The sequence below is a fragment of the Halalkalicoccus paucihalophilus genome, assembly GCF_001593955.1.
Lineage (GTDB): Archaea > Halobacteriota > Halobacteria > Halobacteriales > Halalkalicoccaceae > Halalkalicoccus > Halalkalicoccus paucihalophilus.
The window spans coordinates 205,583-221,583 of the sequence record NZ_LTAZ01000017.1; the positions used below are offsets into that span (position 1 = coordinate 205,583).

The window sequence follows — 16,001 nt, forward strand, 5'->3', positions numbered from 1 at the left end:
CGAGTGACATCCTCCCCGGCCTAAAGGCCGGGGCTTCCTACAAGGGAAGGCTTCTTCGAGGTTTCAGGACTGTAGTCCGCAAGCGTCGTCTGTCGGGGTTTCCGACTCGGCGAGCGGTGTCCTGTGGCACTGTCACAAGTGCTCCCGTCCTGTGGAGAGTCATCGGTGTGCGGTTTCAGCGCGCACCTCTCTCCCCACGGGTTGACGCGGTCGGCGATGTTCGCCGCCGCGTTGATGTCTGCTTGATACTCCGAAACCCAACACTCCGAGTTCGTACAACGGAACTCGGCTTGAGAACCACGCCGACCGATGTGTCCGCACGCGTGGCACGTCTTCGAGGTGTACGCCGGGTTGACGAACCGGACCGGGATGCCTGCGTCAAGCGCCTTATCCTCGATCCTCCCGGTAAGGCGAGCGAAGGCCCACGCGTGAAGGCGTCGGTTCATGTACTTCCCGTAGTCGAGTCGTTCCCGGATGTCCGACAAGTCTTCAAGGACGATTACGGGGTCGTCGAAGGTTTCGGCGTATTCGACGGCACGCCGAGACGCCTTCTCAACGATGTCCGTTAAGGCGTTTTGGTAGTACCTTCGCAATCGTCCGACTATCGAGCACGAGTTCAGCAGGCGTGTGCTTGACGCTCGCTGTAACTGAATTGGGACGTACCCCAACGAGATTGCCGACGAATGAACTGCACTGTCTCATTCCCTCGACGAGTGCCAGACCGTCTAAAGAGAAACGGTTGAACGGTCGGTGAGAATGCTTCTGAAAGTGTCCCCACACTCCCGGAGTCCCTCTCAGAACCCATTTAGTGAGCTCCGCACTGTTCACTTTCACCACGGTTGGCACGTGCTTTTGACGGTAGGAGACCTGTAGTCAATTGGAGCCTGTCACACGCTCCATACCCGTCGATACTACCGCCAGATCACCTCTCAGAGCAACTGAGCAGTCCAATCTGTGAGTAGTGATTCGGAGCGAAAGTTCCCGAGCACGGACGAACTCGTCCAGCACAGGCGGGGAGATGAACGGGCGTTGGTTACTGTCACTGCGCGCCACAAGCGATTCAAACTAATTAGAGATGAGCACATACGCAAAAACACCATCATCTAGAGAACAGACGCCCGATCACGATCACGACCAGCGGGTCTGTCGTTCCCCGAACTGCTTTAGTCGCGAGGACGTGCAGCTCGTGCAGGCGTTTGGCGAACCATCTCCGCTCTGTCGCTCCTGCCGCCGGCTCTATTTGGGGGTGAGTTCATGAGCTCAGAAAAGCTGTTGTCTGAGCAAACGGCACTTGAGCGCGTACCGCGGTGGGAGCAACAAGCAGATCCTCGCCCAGCGGACTGTGAGTGTCTCCCGACGTTCGACGATCTCCCCTGTTGGCCCTGCTACCGAGACGGCTTCAGGACACCAAATCCCGACGCTGAATCGGATGCATGAGGGCAGTGTTCAGTTCTCATCTCGACCAATGATAGACTTCTATTGAATGGTATCCTATCAAGTCAACTAGCCAGTTCTTTCTGACCAGCCTAGCACTGTCGAATGATTCTTGCGAATAGGTATTGATATACCAGAGGTGGACCGGTTCCAGAACACACGACAGCCCGATTGGGAGTGGTGGAGCAGACTCTGGCCAACACCCGGCGCAACCCTCCGTCGTCTCGGGATCGAGCCCGGAACCTCACTTGCAGAGGTCCCCTGTGGTAACGGCTATTTCGCACTGCCTGCAGCCCGAATTACCGATTCAGGCGTCGTGTATGCACTTGATCTTGATGAAGAATTACTTAATGAACTCGAAACACTCGCCGATCAGCAAGACATCGAGAATATAGTGCCGATCCACGGGGATGCGCGGACACTCACAGAGTATCTTCCGGAGCCCGTTGATACGGTATTGATGGCGAATACGTTTCATGGGATTGAGGATAAAGAACCGTTCGTCCAGCAAGCCTTCGAAGCCCGCCATTCTGATGGACGGTTTATTATCGTCAACTGGCTCGACTTACCGCGTGAAACCACGACGGTCACCGGTGAACCCCGTGGCCCACCAACCGACCTTCGACTCTCACCCACTGAAACGGCGTAGTCCTTCATGTCTCGAATGGTAAAGATCCATAGAGACAACGGACTCTCCAAGGTGGCGGTCTATCTGCCAGCTCCGTTCCACCCAGGCACGGATTTAAGCGTACTGCCGTTCAAATCAGTGTATGGCCGCAGAACTCTCCGAGCGGGTTCGTGAGATCGCACAAGCACGTGATCTCTCCGAGTCAGCGGTCTTCGAACAAGCGCTTGAACGCGGACTCGAATCGATCTGGGAAGACGTTGTCCTCTCGGCATACTTTACTGGTGAGCTCTCGAAAGAAGAGGCCATTGAGCATCTTGGACGAGCGAAAGTCGAACGGGCAGACCGTGAACAAGAGATCGTTGAAGAAGACGTGGCGTGGGGACTTAACGGGTGAGTACCGTCGCGGTTGTGATACAGGCCCTCTCATTCATCTTGCAGAGATTGACGCCTTAGGCCTGCTAGAGACAATCGATGAGTTGCTTGTTCCGGAAACAGTCTATGAAGAACTGACAGCAGGCGGACTTCCCACAGGATTTGACTCGATTGGGACGACTCGAGTAACAGCTGATACTGATTCGATCGAGGCGGACCAGGTAAACGACCACGGGCGCGGTGGCCCGTGGCTTTTGTTGTTCCCTCAGCCTATGCCGATAGCACTCCACGCGAAGCGATTTCGCGGGATGAGGATGGGCGGTTTACAGAGCGCCCCGACCCAGACAGGCTCACCTTCCGAACAAATGGTTGGGTTTTGCGAGTCCGGTAATTAACCGATTCAACATCTACGCCAGCGTGGTTCGCCCACGCTCGCCACGCCACGTTCACACTCGCGTTCCGGTCAGCATGGTCTTGCTGAACCTCACACGAATCATTCGTACACCGGAACCGCCGACCTTGACGGTATCCACGGTGTCCACAACACGAACACGACTTCGAGTTGTACGGTGAATCCACCGTTTCACACGGAATCTGGTTCCACGTTGCTTTGTAGCGAACCTGTTGCTCGAACTTGTGGAACGGCAGTTTGTGCAGACGCCGATTCATGTATGTTCCGTACTTGATGGCGTCTCGAATCCCACTCAAGTCCTCAAAGACGATGACTGGGTTCGAGAACTGTTGGGCGAACTCCACCACGACACGGGACATTCGGTGAAGAATCCACTCTGTGTAGCGTTCTTCTTTCTCTCCGATTTGGTGGTGGATGGAGTATTGACCGTATTCTTGACAGCGTTTGGTGATGGTGTGGTAGCGTTGGCGTTCGGCTTTCACCGAGCCGTAGTCAAGCACGAGCGTTCCGAGTGTGTCCATCGTTTCACGGTTAAGAGCGGTGAGGGCGATGTTTCGCTCGTTAATATCTACGCCGACGAGTGTGTCCGTGTCTTCGGGTTCAGGTATTTCGATTTCTGTTTTGACCGTGACGTGTAGGTAGTACACGCCATCTCGGTACAGAAGTTCGGCCTGCCCTAACGACCACTCATCTTCAGTCAAGGCCGATTCAATCAACGCGAGGTCTTCCGGTCGTCCTCGAAGGTGTCCTTTCACCTTCTTGTACGGCTTTGGACTCACACGGAACGCTACTCGGCCAGTCTCGTCGTTGTAGGTGAGGCGGTAGCCTTCGGTGTGCGCCATAACAAGTGGGTAGGCTCCTTTCTTGTCCGTGGCTGGTGGCGACGGTTTCCCGACGTTGGTGTCGTCTTGGTCGTACCACCAGTTGAGGAGTTCTTTGTAAGAGTCCCACGCTTGCAGAGCCTTAGCGACGACCGCGCACTTGTTGTTCCGAAGGAAGTTGTCGCGGTCAACCTCGCGTTGAATCTCGGTCTTGTTATAGCCGTCTTGTTTGAGTCGGAGTGTGTCGTTGGAGATGTCTCGTGCGGTGAAGCGGGCATCTTTGAGCCACGACCGCTCACCAGACTCTATACAGAGCCGGGTGCGTGCGGTCTTCGTGACTTCTTCGATACCCATACTTTGACTATTGGATTTAGTATTAATAAAAGTAGGGATTAGGATGGAGGAGTACAGGAGCCATGCACATTCGATTAGTTTGTGTAAGTATCACTTTGTGTGGTGTCCGAAGTACCGACACCTCGTACTGGGACTTGTCAAAGACGAGGTGACAGAGTTGTTCACGGAGACAGCCGACCACTTCGGACACGAGATACTTGCGTTGGAAATCGCGGATGTCCACGTACACTTGTTTATCCAGACTGACCCAAAACACAGTCCGTCTGATGTTGCTCGGCAATTCAAGTCGTACTCTGGGAAGCACATTCTTGAACGGCGTCCAGAAATCCGCGAGTCGTATTTCTGGGGCGGTGGATTTTGGAAAGTAGGCTACTACGTCGGGACAACTGGCGCGGTATCAGAGGAAGTTGTTCAGCGGTACATCGAACAGACAGAACATTAAGCAGAGTGTCGGACTTCACCCCCGCGTCCGGTGACGCGGGGAACTCGCCCTTGAAACCAGTTAGATCCGGGCGAAACCGCCGCTCTTGCAGTTGCGACTGCACACGATGCGATTCTATTGACTGACGATCTTGCGGCTCGCGACACAGCGACGTCAGTTGGTATTGAGGTCCACGGATCAATTGGGATTATCGCTCGTGGGTACGCGGAGAATCGTCTCAGCCAAAATGAGGCAGCGGAGTTAATGCGAGCACTTCAGCATGAGACGAGCCTCTTTCTCACCGATGCTATCGTTGAACAAGGGATTGCGCTACTCAGAGGCGACAGTAATGACGAATAGGAACGGATCCACTCTTCGTAGATAGTGGACGAAAGAACAGAAAGGGAGGCTCGTCACTTCTGCACTTTTTTGGAAAGAAGTGGTCGGCGTTGTCTGACTAATCACACCGTGGTGTGATATACTTCCGAAGGTAGAACCAGCAAAATCGTTTCTACTTCCTCCACTACTACTATAACGGGAGGAGGCTGCTCGGAGTTGTAACTAGGAGCGGAGGGCTTGCCCGGGGTGGTTGGTTCGAACTGTGCGCCTTCCTTTTGGTCCGTTGTTAGGACATCACGCTCTCTGTAGGGGGTTGCTCGATATCCCGATCACAACGATCGTGATAGCGGTCAGCTGCTTCCTCCTCAACCACGACGAGTTTCTTGCCACGTCGCTTTGTTTGCTCGACCTCGCCCTTGCCCATCTTCGCGAGGAAGTCCATGACACGGGCCACAGTCTGCGTGTGGGGCTTCGAACCTTCTGCGGCAGTAATCACCTTGGCGATCGTCTGGCTATCGAGCACGAGCCCAGCAGGTGCCTTCTCGGCGTAATCGCGAACGTCCCGAGCAATGAAGCGAGCGCGTTTCTGGTTGGTCGTGAGCTCGCGATCGGCGACGTGCTCCGGGAGGGCACAGATCCGCTCAAGCGGAGTGTTGGTCTCGTACGACTCCGCCGTGTCCGTTTCCGCCCCTGAAGTACTGTTGTTGGAAGTGACCGCTTCTACGTTGTCGAGTCGATTGTGGGCTTGATCTGCGTTCTCTGTCGTGTTTTGGAGGATCGATCCCAGCGGAATCCCAGCGACCCAGATATCCGTGAGGCCCGCAGTGTCGCCGTCTGATTTGATCTCAACGGGAGTGTGTTCATGTTGGGCTTCGAGCTGCTCGATGCGCTCGTCTTTGCGTTCGACTTCGGCCTCGAGTTCTGCGACGCGGTCGGTGAGCGTTTCCAGCTGTTCACAGACGGCCTCGAGGGTTAGTTCCTCAGTCGTCGGCTGGTCAGTAGCGGTACTCTCAGCAGTCGTGGATGTGGGTTCAGTCATCGGAAATATGGTGTGTCGCGAGTGAGACGATCGCGTCCGTCTCGTGGCTAATAGCGGACGATACGGACGCGTGGCTGATTGGAGTGGATACGCTGGAGAGAGACGAGTCTCTCAGTCTGTAGCGAGCGCTGTCGCTGTGGGAATGTCCACTCATTGCTTGTGTGGACTACTCCTGCTGGCTGTGAGCGCTCGTGCCCGTTGCGTGGCGCCTGGCGCGCTGGAGCTCGCCGATTGCTGGGTCGGGAGGTGAATCAGCAGTCTCAGCCTGAGCGTGGTGGGGGCCCCCTCTTAGCGAGCAGTGGTCGTTCTGATAGACGGTGAGGCAGGTCCGACAGCAGCGTGCGCTCGGTGTTTCGAGATCGGCGAACGCAACGCGTGTGTAGTCTGTATCGGACGAACAGTTGCACAGTGGTGTCCGCTGCTCGTCGTCGCGCTCGATATGGTAGGTGGTGTTTGTGAGTTCTGGTAGGTCGGCGGTCGGAACGAGTGCTACTGGCCCGTCAGTGATGGCTGATCCCTCGCTTGGCGGGCTTGTTTGGATCGTGTGGACGTCCGAAAGGATGAGGGCCCCGTCGTTTGAGTGTGCTGTTGTCGTGAGGCGGGTCGCAAGGAGGTACTCACTGTATCCGAGTGTCGGTGAGGAGATGGTCTGATGGGCACAACTAGGACAGGAGAGCCCCGAGAGTGTGTAAGCTGATGCGCCCTCTGGACAGATTGCAAGCAGACTACAGCGATCGTCGGCGTCAAATGAGTGATTACAGTGGATGCATGTTGACTCTGACGGGAGGCGAGTGCCGGTGAATAGTTGGGCGAGGCTAGTGTCGATCTCGACTCGCATTAGGTGATCACCTCGCCGATCTGGTGGTTTGCAGGCGGTGCTATATGGTCAGCTGGTACCGTGAGAAAGCATTTATCCTCAGGGTACCGTGGTTTTGATGGCGTCATACTGGGTTGCCTTGGGTGGTCTGTACAGGACCAGGCAGCCATCGACGCTCTCCGCTGTGACAAGGGACTGCTCACATTCAATGTGGCACTTGGGTTGTGAGCGGTCCTCTATCTGCGGAGTGGAATAGGCCATCGACGAGCTCAGAACTTCCCCGAGTCGTACGTCGATTTGCCCTCAGTCATGTACATCCAGACCGAGTAGTCCCAGGGATATAGTTGCATTCCGTGACACAGTGTAGGAGGGGGTGCAACATTCTGTTAACCGAGTTACAATAACCACGAAAACAGCACTACTACGCGGACGGCTCGTTCATGAAGTCTGAGACAGGAACTGCATTATCACGATACTGGTTGTACATCGTTTCTACCCAGTCGAAAAATTCAATGGTATCCCCAGTTAGTGCTGCACTCAGATGTCCCTCCGAACCGTGAGCGCCAAACATTGCATGCAGATCCCCAAACATAGCGATCCCTACGTCGATAGATTCTGGATGAATCAGTAATCGGAAGTTATCCGCCTCGATCCCACGCATGTAATCGTCGTTATATTTCGTCGCGATATTCTTCAGGACCGTTGGATCAATAATCAGCTCGACTTCCGTTCCTTCTTCTAACATTCGTGCTGCATGCGTATTCATCACGGGACTTACGATCGGCAGCATTCCCCGGAGAGTATCTACTTCAAGCATACTGGCTTCAATGAAATCGTTCAAAACTGCATGCGGATCGTACTCTGTTGCCGTTGCTAGTGTTGAGGATTCAAGCACTTCAACAGGGATTGAGACATCATCATCCTGGAGTTGGTCGAATAGCTCCTTTTTCTCTGTAACTTGTTCAATATTCTCCTCAAACGTGTCGTAGTGACTGATGAGTAACTCTCCCGTTAGCGTGAGTTCAAATTCACGCGTGCTTTGCTCTTCTACCCATCCAGCTTCCTCCATTGCCTCTAATGAGCGATGAACGGTCGAGCGCGCGAGGTCACACCGTTCTTGTAACTCATGTTTACGGGCAGGTCCAGTAGAAAGAGTGCGCAACAGTTCGATACGGCTTCTTGAGGAGACCAATTTTGAGATATTTTCGTATGGGTTCGGCTTCATCGCGTCTCTCTTCATGAGGATCCCACCAAAGAATTACGCTCTCCGTCGTAATTTTGTCAATATAGAGAATGGTACTACAGTGCAGTCCGGTGATTGACTGCAAGCGGGACATATAACCGCATCGTCTCCCTCGTATCCTGTGATGGGGTCCGATCAGCCACCGGGTCTTAGCGCTCCTCTTGGTATCCGAAATCTCCTCGAGGTATATCGAGATCCGTTCGATATTTTTCCAGATTGGAACGACAAATACGGCGACTTCGTGAAAATTGAGACGAGTAAAGGCCCCCACTATCTTCTCTTTCATCCATCGTACTTCGATCAAGTACTAGTCGAGGATTTTGAACGCTATGGCAAGGGGACGATCCAAGAAGAAATTTTCGAGCCAATTACCGGTTCGAATAGTCTTCTTCTCTCCTCTGGAGATCAGTGGCACGAACGTCGCGAGATGATGCAGCCAGCATTCCAACGTGAGCAAGTCGCGACGTACGTTGATACGATGGCGTCCTATACAGAGGACCATATCCAGAGCTGGACTGCAAAGCAGACAGTTGCCATCGATAAGGAAATGACCCAGCTCTCACTTGCAATTCTCGGACAGACGCTCTTTGGAGAGGATATCCGAAATCGCGATGGGCCCATTCGCGAGGCTGGTGAGGCGATTGCTGATAAGACGGATGGATCCTCGATCAATTTCTATCTCCCAGATTGGCTGCCAACTCCAACCAATCGGCAGTTCGACAGTGCGATTGAGGCATTCGATCGCGAACTTGAGCAACTTATCAGAGAACGAGAGGAGGCGTTACAGGAGTCTTCAGCCTCTACCGTTGGGGACGATTTACTAACGAAGTTCGTCCAAATCCGTCAACGGGAGGGCGGTGAAGTGATGGATATTGCGACGATTCGGGATAACCTCAAGGGGCTTGTACTCGGTGGCCGGGATACCGCTGCACTTGCACTTACCTATACATTGTATCTTTTAGCGCAGCATCCAGCAGTCGCTGATCAGGTCTATCGGGAGTGCCAAGAGGTTCTTGGGGACGAGCAGCCAGATATCGAAGCACTCGCCGATCTTGAATATACGGACGCTGTAATCAACGAATCGCTCCGTCTCTATCCTCCAGTGTATGGTCTATTTCGGGAGCCTCGAGAACCAACAGAAATTGAGGGGTATAATATCTCCACAAATGCAACAGTGGTTCTCCCTGTATTTGCCGTGCAGCGCGATGAGCGGTGGTATGAGGATCCAGACACGTTTGATCCGGAGCGATGGCGAGGAACGTCGGATATCAAAGCAGAAAATCCGAACTTCGCGTACTGTCCGTTCGGTGGTGGACCGAACGTGTGCATTGGAGAAACGTTCGCAAAAGCCGAGCTCAAAACAGCGCTGGCGGCGATCCTTCGTGAGTGGGAACTTCGACCAGTAACGGAAGAGTTCGAACGGGCAATCGCGATTACTGCTCAACCTCGGGAAGAGCTGCTTGTTGAGGTTACTGAGCGGTAATCATACAAAAGATACTACAGTAATTTCTTCGCCGAAGATAGAACAGACGGTTTTTTTCAGAAATATAGAAGAACTATATGGCCTATCAAGAGAGAGGTAGCTATGACGAATCGTCTCGATCGGCCGGGTGTCGATCTCGTCCTTGGATTCGGCGAGCGGAATACACCCCGACCATGTGCGACCGATGACTGTGAGCACGATGCCGACTACTACATGCTGACTGATGACGTACTCTCGGAGTACGTCTGCGAAGTGCATCTTGAGCGGACTGTCGAACGAGCACAGGCCTGAATTCCCTTCTTGGTCAATAACGGAGTCCTATTCACTCCGTTTAGCTCAATAGCGACTGAGCGGTTCAGTGGTCAGTTGCTTTGCCATTCTTGATCGCCGTCGCACTCAGACAGTTGGGACAGCCAGAGAGCGTCCCGTCGTTAACGGCGAATACGACTTACTGTCTGATATCGATAGGAGTCCTGCGCTTCGGCCTCGCCGCTGATGATCCCTCGCTCACGGTCTGTTAGCAACGCTCGTTGTTTGCTTATGGTAGTCTATCCTACCATACTCTATCTTGTATATACGGGAATATAATATCCTCTCCATTATTAACGTTATATCAATATAATAGATTTAATAAATTGTAGATATACTATACAAATAGAGATATCCGATGCTAGTGGGCGTAAAGTCGCCCCGGTGGTAGAGATACCGAGGCCGGGTTTCTAGGGATCAAAACCCATGAGCACGAAAAACGCCGACACAAAAGAAGGTATCGACAAACGAACGCGCCGGACGGCCGTCGAAAGCATGAGCATCGACCGCCACGCCGGCGAGCCCAGCGAATTCGATGTCTACAGCGAGAGCGGGACCGTCTACCAGGCCTGATCACCGAGACGTGCGAGTGTCCCAATGCCACCTATCAGGACGGCGCGTGCAAGCACCAGCGTCGCGTCGAGATGGCACTCGGCCAGCGCGACGTGCCCGATCTCGACGAGGAGACGGACGTCGAGATGATGATCGCCGCTCGCGAGCAGTACCGCGGGCTGGGTGATTCGACAGTCGAGCACCGTCCGGCCGACGATGCCGTAGTCCTGACCGACGGCGGTGTTGCGACCGAGACCGCCTCGCAGGACACTGACGTCGATGGGCCAACCATTACCGGGCCGTGGACGGAACCGGCCGAGCAGGGTGGTGCGGAGTACTGGCGGTGCGAAGACTGTGGGCGAGAATCGCTGCGACGTGGGGATGTCGAGCGCTCGGAGTTCCACGCCAAGGAGTGCACGCTCCGCTGAGTTCCCAAGACGGCTCATCGGAACTAGCGAACGAATCCAGCCAGTGGTTCTCTTACTCGCCGACACCTGTCAGAAACGACGTGCGAGTTAGTATAGAAGGGAACGGCATAGCGGGGTGGTTGCGGGATACACCGATTTCGGAGGTAAGTAATGTGCGTGCTGGAGCACAGTCAATCTCTTTTATGGCTCGTTGGATACGGCTGGAATAGTAAGATGCGTAACTACTGCGTAGTGTGTGAGTGGTCAGCCAACCCACAGAATAGGGCGACACAGCAGGGGCATCCAGCTATTGAGCACTTCCTCGCGACCGGCCATTCAATTGCCTCTGACAGACAGAGCTCGGATTCCTGCGACAGCAACTACCAAATACAGCACGTCTTGAAGTAGCGCCTCAGACGCTCGTGTCCAGACGCGTTGCAGGTGCGACGGGAGGGGTAAATTCCGCAATAATTATTGTCTGTTTGACATTATACCCTGGTGACCAAGTGGGTGATTGACATGGTATCGGATCGAAGTGACTGATGGACCATTACACTGTGCACTCATGGCGTGATGGGTCCTAGGGAGGAGGGCGACGTTCCGACTCAGACTGCCTCTGACATCACCCTGAGTCGCCTCGTGGATGAGCTCATCCTCCCCTTGCTGCCAATTTCGTACTTGAGGGGGAGGGGAGGATAGTTGTGCCTCTGACAACCGGTCCCTACCGGCAGACTAGTATAGAGTCACTAACACATAGACCCTTCGTAGACTACCTCAACCAGTTATACCAAGTAGCAAAACATCACCGAATCGAGTCGCATTCACTATCGGACATCGTGGACACCACGTCTCTTCAGAAGAGAGACTTGGTATCATACATTATAGCTTGGTGGACCAGGCTATTGGTTCATAGGTATAGGCGGAGTAACACGATATGGACATCATCTTCAGACGCGGATCACGGTGAGAGACGGTCCTGGGACCTGATGTCCGGGCCTCTGACAGCCATTGGAGCGACACCGTCGCTCCACACGCCGCTCTCATTATTCCTTTGCACCCGATAACGAACACTCACAGCAACGACGCTACATCTCCGGTGTTTGCGCACTGGAAAACTGGACCGTATTCGAGGCGAGGGTTACGATCGCCCGCCGAAGCCGTTCGGTGATCGCTTGATCCGATACCCCGAGTTCCTCCGCTAACTCGAGCGTCGTACACTGGCGTGGGATCTCGTAGTAGCCCCGCTCAATCGCCAGTAAGAGCGTCTCCCGTTGGACTGGCGTCAACCCGAACCACGGACCACTGTCCGGGCGCGTTGGATTGTAGATGCGCGCGACATCCAATGCGATCTGCGCTTGGTTACAGTAGCGCTGGAAATCCGACAGCGACTCGTGAGACGGGAATCGGAGTTCGAACTCCCACTCGCGTGGGGTACCCGTCGCACTCAGGACTTGCGCTCCCTGTTGTTGGATCGCTTGAAAGAGCTGGTCCGTCTCACCGTTCCATTCCAGCGCGTACAACGTCTTGTTCTCGAGGGTGTCGATTTCCGAGATTTCGTTGACAACATCTTGATCGGTGAGATTGGCCGTGAACGTATCGCGATGAGAGTTATGCACCCAGAAAAACGGGATCGCGGTCTCGCCCATCGGAACCATACTCTCGAGCTCGATGGCGATTCCGGAGACGACCTCGAGAGCTTGCCCTAACCCGAAGTCTTCCCCAGGCACTGAGAGTTCGGCAATGACACTCATGTAACGTCCTTGAGAACCGTATGTGGAGAACGCCTAAAAGTAGGCGACTTGGTATACCACCCTATCATACTAGCACTTTATATGGGACATGGTATACCAGGTTAATGTAGGTTATTAGACCATAGTCATATAGGGGCCGGGCTCGGAGGGAGTACACGGACCGGATGAGAAGGTCACACTGGTATCGAGAGGAGACACGCTTACTCCACAGACAGGGGTCGATCAGCCTGGCCACTCAGATCATACCGCATCATGGACGATTTTGAAACAGGAGCTGAAACGGTCACCACAGAGGAAGCGTTCACTACCGCACTGCAGAAGCTTGTTCAGGCAGCCTACGCAAACGGGGTCGACATCGAGGGAGGGTGGGAGTGTCGGACCACAACCGATGATCCGGACTGGGAGATCATGATTCTCGAACTCGCGAAAAAAGGCTCCCATGGACGGGACGGTGCTGACGGTGGTGGATGACGCATGAGCGTCATCGCTGAAATCCAGATCGAGGGCAATTTCGTCCTCAGTGAATTGCTCGCGGAGCTGCCCGACGTTCCGATCCAACTCGAACGGGTGGTTCCAGCCGGGGAGCGAACGGTGCCCCTGATCTGGATCCATACGGACGAGCCCGAACCAGTCGAACAGCACCTTCGTGAGCATCGGTTGATCGAGTCGATCACCCAACTTGATGTCTTTGAGGATCGAGCATTGTATCGCATCGAGTGGACTGAAGAGCCCGATAGTATCTTCAATGAGATCCAGTCGAAGCGAGCGGATCTCCTTGATGCAGTAGGGATGGGCAGTACGTGGACGTTCGAGCTCCGATTTCCGAGCCATGAGGCGCTCTCGGAGTTTCACTCTCATTGTAAAGAGGCAGGCCTCCCGCTGTCAGTCAATCGTATCTATCGGCCGAGCAGTGCTGAGTCACCCGAACGCTATGGATTAACTGATATCCAATATGACACACTCCTTTCAGCGCTGAAGCAGGGTTACTTTACGGTTCCGCGGGAGATAACCTCCAAGGAGTTAGGGGCGCAACTCGGGGTATCGGATCAGGCGGTGACCGAACGGATCCGCCGCGGGACCACGAATATCCTGTCCCACATTCTGGTCTCACCAGACGACACCTGACTGAGCGAGCAGGGGCACTATCAGTGGGGTCGGGTACCGAGCCACGAGAACTCACTGTTGCAGGTGTACTTACGAATGGCTCACTTCTGGCGATGATGGAGCAATCTCGTAGACCATTACCTCTAGATCAGGTCGATCGTCGTACCGGCAGACCCAGGTGGATCTGATTGGCACGTTATTCCTCTCGGCGGATCGGAAGAGCCGACACAACTCCTGTGCTAACTCCTCTTCACTCTGAATCTCAGTGGGCGTGATGATAAAACAACTACGTGCTGACGCCGCATAGTCTACTGACTTGGTATGCCACTGAGATTCGAGACTCGAAATTCTTCCTCATACAGTCGAAACGTGTGTCTCAGGCAGAAGGGCGATAAACCCTGCCGGATCGCGCCGAAGGTCGACCGCCATGTGACACGCCGAGAGCGGGATACGACTACCGAGTGGACGTCGTCGCGGGCGAGTGCGAGATCAAATACAGCATGTTTTGAAGTGAAGCCTCAGAAACTCATGTCCAGAAGCGCCGCAGGTGCAATGGGAGGTTTAAATTCCGAAATATTTATTATCTGTTTGAATAGTAAGCTTGGTTGACCAGGTGGAGGATTGGTATGGGATAGGGCCGATAGGGTAAATGGTCCGTCACACTGTGCGCTCATGGCGTGACGGGTTCCAATTGGGAGAGGGGGATTGCGACTCAGATTGCCTCTGACATCACCCTGAGTCGGCTCGTGGATGAGCTCATCCTTCCTCTGCTAATAATTTCTTGATCGTGAGAGGGTTATCCGTGCCTCTGACAACCGGTACGTATCGAATAGACACGTGGTATCATATAACACCCTTTAGTATACCAAGCCCGATCACTATCAGCATAGCCGACCAATAGAGAGTTACATCAAAGAATTACATTCTCCGGCTATTTCGAACCCGGCACCCGAGCCAAGACCGAGGGTAGCTTCCACTGCACCTCCACAGGATAAGCGAGCTCGCGGCCTGCCTCCAGGGAGTGAGTCTGACGACGAGACAGCCCGTTCTGTGTCGAAGTTGTATCAACAACAGGTACTAACGACGTTGCAACAAGCCATTCAAACCGACTACAACGGGGTTGATATCGTTCATCTCGACCAGGAGTCGAGGGCGGGATTCAGTCTGACCACGTGGCAGGCAACCAAATGGGAAACAGAACCTCCAGCCCCAGCCGCATCCGCAGACGGGTGCCAGAGATATGATTTTCGCTACTACGATCGCGACACGCTTCTTTCCTCTCTGTCGCACGGGAAATGGCCTGGTCCATGAAGTGCTGCAGGTGATCCGACCACCTCTTCCAGTTTTGGAACGATCCACGAAATCCTGACCACAGAGCGTATTGCCGTGTTCTACGAGGTGATAAGATACGAGTTTCTCAGTCTGTACGGGAGACAGCGCGGTGTTCAGTTGAGCCGCTCAGAGAGATCGCAGACAGGATGAGCGCCGCGATCGAGCACTGACTAGCCGACGATGCCGTGGTCGTGACCGACGGCGGTGTTGCGACGAGACTGCCACGCAGAGCGATCAGAAGGCTCGAATCACCGGCTCGAACCTCGAGCCGCCGGAGCAGGGTGGCGAGACATACTACCGGTGCGAGGACTGCGGTCGGGAGTCGCTCCGTCGTGGGGACGTCGAGCGCTCGGAGTGATACCTGAACGGGAAGATTCTCACACAAGGTGGAGGCGGTCTTGGTCGGGCGAGTAGATCTCGCCTTTGTCGTGGAGCTTCTGGATCTCGTGTTTGGTGCGCTTCGGGGGCATGCCCTCCTGCCCGGCACGCTGGTAAACTTTTTCCTTGGGAGCACCGCACTCGCCGTCATACATTTCCTGCAGTTCGTGGACGATCGTCTTGATCGCCTTCACGTGTTCGCGAGCCGTCTTCGCTCGTCCGGTCTCGATTACCTCAACGTCATATTCACCCACCTCCTCCTCAGTGGCGACGCCGAGTTGCCCGAGACAGTCCTCGATTAGTTCTACTACGTTGGTGAGGTGGCTCTCCACGACTGTTTCGGAGGAGGTGAGACGGGCGTTCGCCTCGGTTAATCGCCGCACCGCGTTAGGATGGATTTGCAGCGGGACGCCCACCTCCTTGATGGACTCGTTTATGTGGTGAGTGGAGGCGGCGATCTCCTCAGCCAGTGTATCGGAGACTGTCGGCGTGATCATCCGCACGGTGCCGAGATACTCTGCAGCCTCATCGACAGTGAACGCCTCAGTGTCGTACGAGACTGGCTGGGGCGAGGAGCTCGCCGCGACGAGGTCGACCTTTGAAGGGAGCTCACCGTATGGTGAGATTTGCTCAACCAGCGGCTCATACGAATCTCAATGGCCGATTTCGGCGTATCAATTAGGAGGTGACTTGCGTGGTTTTCCACGTCCTCGTTCGACGCCTGTGGTGCCTCTCCCGCTTTAGCGGTAGCGTTCCCAGTGTTGGTTTGAATAGGCTCAGGATTAGGTGGAGAACTGCTCTCATT

At 54.4% G+C, this 16,001-nt stretch carries 14 protein-coding genes and 2 pseudogenes; 10 read left to right on the top strand and 6 right to left on the bottom strand.

The genetic code is table 11. The features are described 5' to 3' along the window. Positions 1-20: 20 nt before the first annotated feature. Positions 21-584, bottom strand: a pseudogene (locus HAPAU_RS18920) (RNA-guided endonuclease TnpB family protein); the annotation flags it as partial. 989 nt (positions 585-1,573) lie between these two features. On the opposite strand from HAPAU_RS18920, the gene HAPAU_RS20650 reads away from it, so the two are divergent. Continuing rightward, positions 1,574-2,083 carry a class I SAM-dependent methyltransferase gene (locus HAPAU_RS20650; RefSeq protein WP_084383911.1) on the top strand — a complete coding sequence of 170 codons (510 nt, stop codon included), beginning with the start codon at positions 1,574-1,576 and terminating at the stop codon, positions 2,081-2,083. A gap of 121 nt (positions 2,084-2,204) precedes the next feature. Further along, positions 2,205-2,456 (top strand): hypothetical protein, encoded by a 252-nt coding sequence (locus HAPAU_RS18930; protein ID WP_066385711.1) that lies wholly within the window; start codon positions 2,205-2,207, stop codon positions 2,454-2,456. A 248-nt stretch (positions 2,457-2,704) separates the two neighbouring features. Here the strand turns inward: HAPAU_RS18930 and HAPAU_RS18935 are convergent, their stop codons facing one another. After that, the gene (locus HAPAU_RS18935) at positions 2,705-4,021 is read right to left on the bottom strand and encodes an RNA-guided endonuclease TnpB family protein (RefSeq protein WP_066385713.1); all 1,317 of its coding nucleotides are present in this window, start codon (positions 4,019-4,021) and stop codon (positions 2,705-2,707) included. Positions 4,022-4,064: 43 nt separating this feature from the next. Here HAPAU_RS18935 and tnpA point away from each other — a divergent pair, with 43 nt between their 5' ends. Beyond that, the gene (tnpA, locus tag HAPAU_RS18940; protein WP_066385884.1) at positions 4,065-4,463 is read left to right on the top strand and encodes an IS200/IS605 family transposase; all 399 of its coding nucleotides are present in this window, start codon (positions 4,065-4,067) and stop codon (positions 4,461-4,463) included. A 57-nt stretch (positions 4,464-4,520) separates the two neighbouring features. Next, a pseudogene (locus HAPAU_RS23170) lies at positions 4,521-4,802 on the top strand (nucleic acid-binding protein); the annotation flags it as partial. Positions 4,803-5,067: 265 nt separating this feature from the next. Here HAPAU_RS23170 and HAPAU_RS21350 read toward each other — a convergent pair. Beyond that, the gene (locus HAPAU_RS21350; RefSeq protein WP_157078568.1) at positions 5,068-5,820 is read right to left on the bottom strand and encodes a hypothetical protein; all 753 of its coding nucleotides are present in this window, start codon (positions 5,818-5,820) and stop codon (positions 5,068-5,070) included. A 1,238-nt stretch (positions 5,821-7,058) separates the two neighbouring features. Then, a complete protein-coding gene (locus HAPAU_RS18955) occupies positions 7,059-7,877 on the bottom strand; it encodes a helix-turn-helix transcriptional regulator (protein WP_084383912.1) in 819 nt (272 codons plus the stop codon). Between the two features lie 127 nt (positions 7,878-8,004). Between HAPAU_RS18955 and HAPAU_RS18960 the strand changes: the two genes are divergently transcribed. The 4 genes from HAPAU_RS18960 (at position 8,005) to HAPAU_RS22665 (ending at position 10,652) form a co-directional block, all read left to right on the top strand. After that, the gene (locus HAPAU_RS18960) at positions 8,005-9,363 is read left to right on the top strand and encodes a cytochrome P450 (protein WP_066385718.1); all 1,359 of its coding nucleotides are present in this window, start codon (positions 8,005-8,007) and stop codon (positions 9,361-9,363) included. Positions 9,364-9,465: 102 nt separating this feature from the next. Then, the gene (locus HAPAU_RS18965; RefSeq protein ID WP_066385720.1) at positions 9,466-9,654 is read left to right on the top strand and encodes a hypothetical protein; all 189 of its coding nucleotides are present in this window, start codon (positions 9,466-9,468) and stop codon (positions 9,652-9,654) included. Between the two features lie 444 nt (positions 9,655-10,098). Then, on the top strand, positions 10,099-10,245 hold the full coding sequence (locus HAPAU_RS22660; RefSeq protein WP_245634265.1) for a hypothetical protein: 147 nt from the start codon (positions 10,099-10,101) through the stop codon (positions 10,243-10,245). Between the two features lie 71 nt (positions 10,246-10,316). Beyond that, on the top strand, positions 10,317-10,652 hold the full coding sequence (locus HAPAU_RS22665) for a hypothetical protein (RefSeq protein ID WP_245634266.1): 336 nt from the start codon (positions 10,317-10,319) through the stop codon (positions 10,650-10,652). A 1,064-nt stretch (positions 10,653-11,716) separates the two neighbouring features. Here the strand turns inward: HAPAU_RS22665 and HAPAU_RS18975 are convergent. After that, positions 11,717-12,382 carry a helix-turn-helix domain-containing protein gene (locus HAPAU_RS18975; RefSeq protein WP_066385722.1) on the bottom strand — a complete coding sequence of 222 codons (666 nt, stop codon included), beginning with the start codon at positions 12,380-12,382 and terminating at the stop codon, positions 11,717-11,719. Between the two features lie 252 nt (positions 12,383-12,634). On the opposite strand from HAPAU_RS18975, the gene HAPAU_RS18980 reads away from it, so the two are divergent. After that, positions 12,635-12,853: a hypothetical protein gene (locus HAPAU_RS18980; RefSeq protein ID WP_066385725.1), complete on the top strand. Its 219-nt coding sequence runs from the start codon at positions 12,635-12,637 to the stop codon at positions 12,851-12,853. Between the two features lie 3 nt (positions 12,854-12,856). After that, the gene (locus HAPAU_RS18985) at positions 12,857-13,507 is read left to right on the top strand and encodes a helix-turn-helix domain-containing protein (protein ID WP_066385727.1); all 651 of its coding nucleotides are present in this window, start codon (positions 12,857-12,859) and stop codon (positions 13,505-13,507) included. Between the two features lie 1,688 nt (positions 13,508-15,195). On the opposite strand, the gene HAPAU_RS18990 is transcribed toward HAPAU_RS18985, so the two are convergent. Next, positions 15,196-15,693, bottom strand: coding sequence for a minichromosome maintenance protein MCM (locus HAPAU_RS18990; protein ID WP_066385729.1), 498 nt, complete (start codon positions 15,691-15,693; stop codon positions 15,196-15,198). Positions 15,694-16,001: the final 308 nt, after the last annotated feature.

Excerpts from the sequence above, each read along its gene's own strand:
- HAPAU_RS18930 (WP_066385711.1), top strand. The coding sequence starts at position 2,205 with ATGGCCGCAGAACTCTCCGAGCGGGTTCGTGAGATCGCACAAGCACGT.
- HAPAU_RS18935 (WP_066385713.1), bottom strand. The coding sequence starts at position 4,021 with ATGGGTATCGAAGAAGTCACGAAGACCGCACGCACCCGGCTCTGTATA.
- tnpA (WP_066385884.1), top strand. The coding sequence starts at position 4,065 with ATGGAGGAGTACAGGAGCCATGCACATTCGATTAGTTTGTGTAAGTAT.
- HAPAU_RS21350 (WP_157078568.1), bottom strand. The coding sequence starts at position 5,820 with ATGACTGAACCCACATCCACGACTGCTGAGAGTACCGCTACTGACCAG.
- HAPAU_RS18955 (WP_084383912.1), bottom strand. The coding sequence starts at position 7,877 with ATGAAGAGAGACGCGATGAAGCCGAACCCATACGAAAATATCTCAAAA.
- HAPAU_RS18960 (WP_066385718.1), top strand. The coding sequence starts at position 8,005 with ATGGGGTCCGATCAGCCACCGGGTCTTAGCGCTCCTCTTGGTATCCGA.
- HAPAU_RS18965 (WP_066385720.1), top strand. The coding sequence starts at position 9,466 with ATGACGAATCGTCTCGATCGGCCGGGTGTCGATCTCGTCCTTGGATTC.
- HAPAU_RS22660 (WP_245634265.1), top strand. The coding sequence starts at position 10,099 with ATGAGCACGAAAAACGCCGACACAAAAGAAGGTATCGACAAACGAACG.
- HAPAU_RS22665 (WP_245634266.1), top strand. The coding sequence starts at position 10,317 with ATGGCACTCGGCCAGCGCGACGTGCCCGATCTCGACGAGGAGACGGAC.
- HAPAU_RS18975 (WP_066385722.1), bottom strand. The coding sequence starts at position 12,382 with ATGAGTGTCATTGCCGAACTCTCAGTGCCTGGGGAAGACTTCGGGTTA.
- HAPAU_RS18980 (WP_066385725.1), top strand. The coding sequence starts at position 12,635 with ATGGACGATTTTGAAACAGGAGCTGAAACGGTCACCACAGAGGAAGCG.
- HAPAU_RS18985 (WP_066385727.1), top strand. The coding sequence starts at position 12,857 with ATGAGCGTCATCGCTGAAATCCAGATCGAGGGCAATTTCGTCCTCAGT.
- HAPAU_RS18990 (WP_066385729.1), bottom strand. The coding sequence starts at position 15,693 with ATGATCACGCCGACAGTCTCCGATACACTGGCTGAGGAGATCGCCGCC.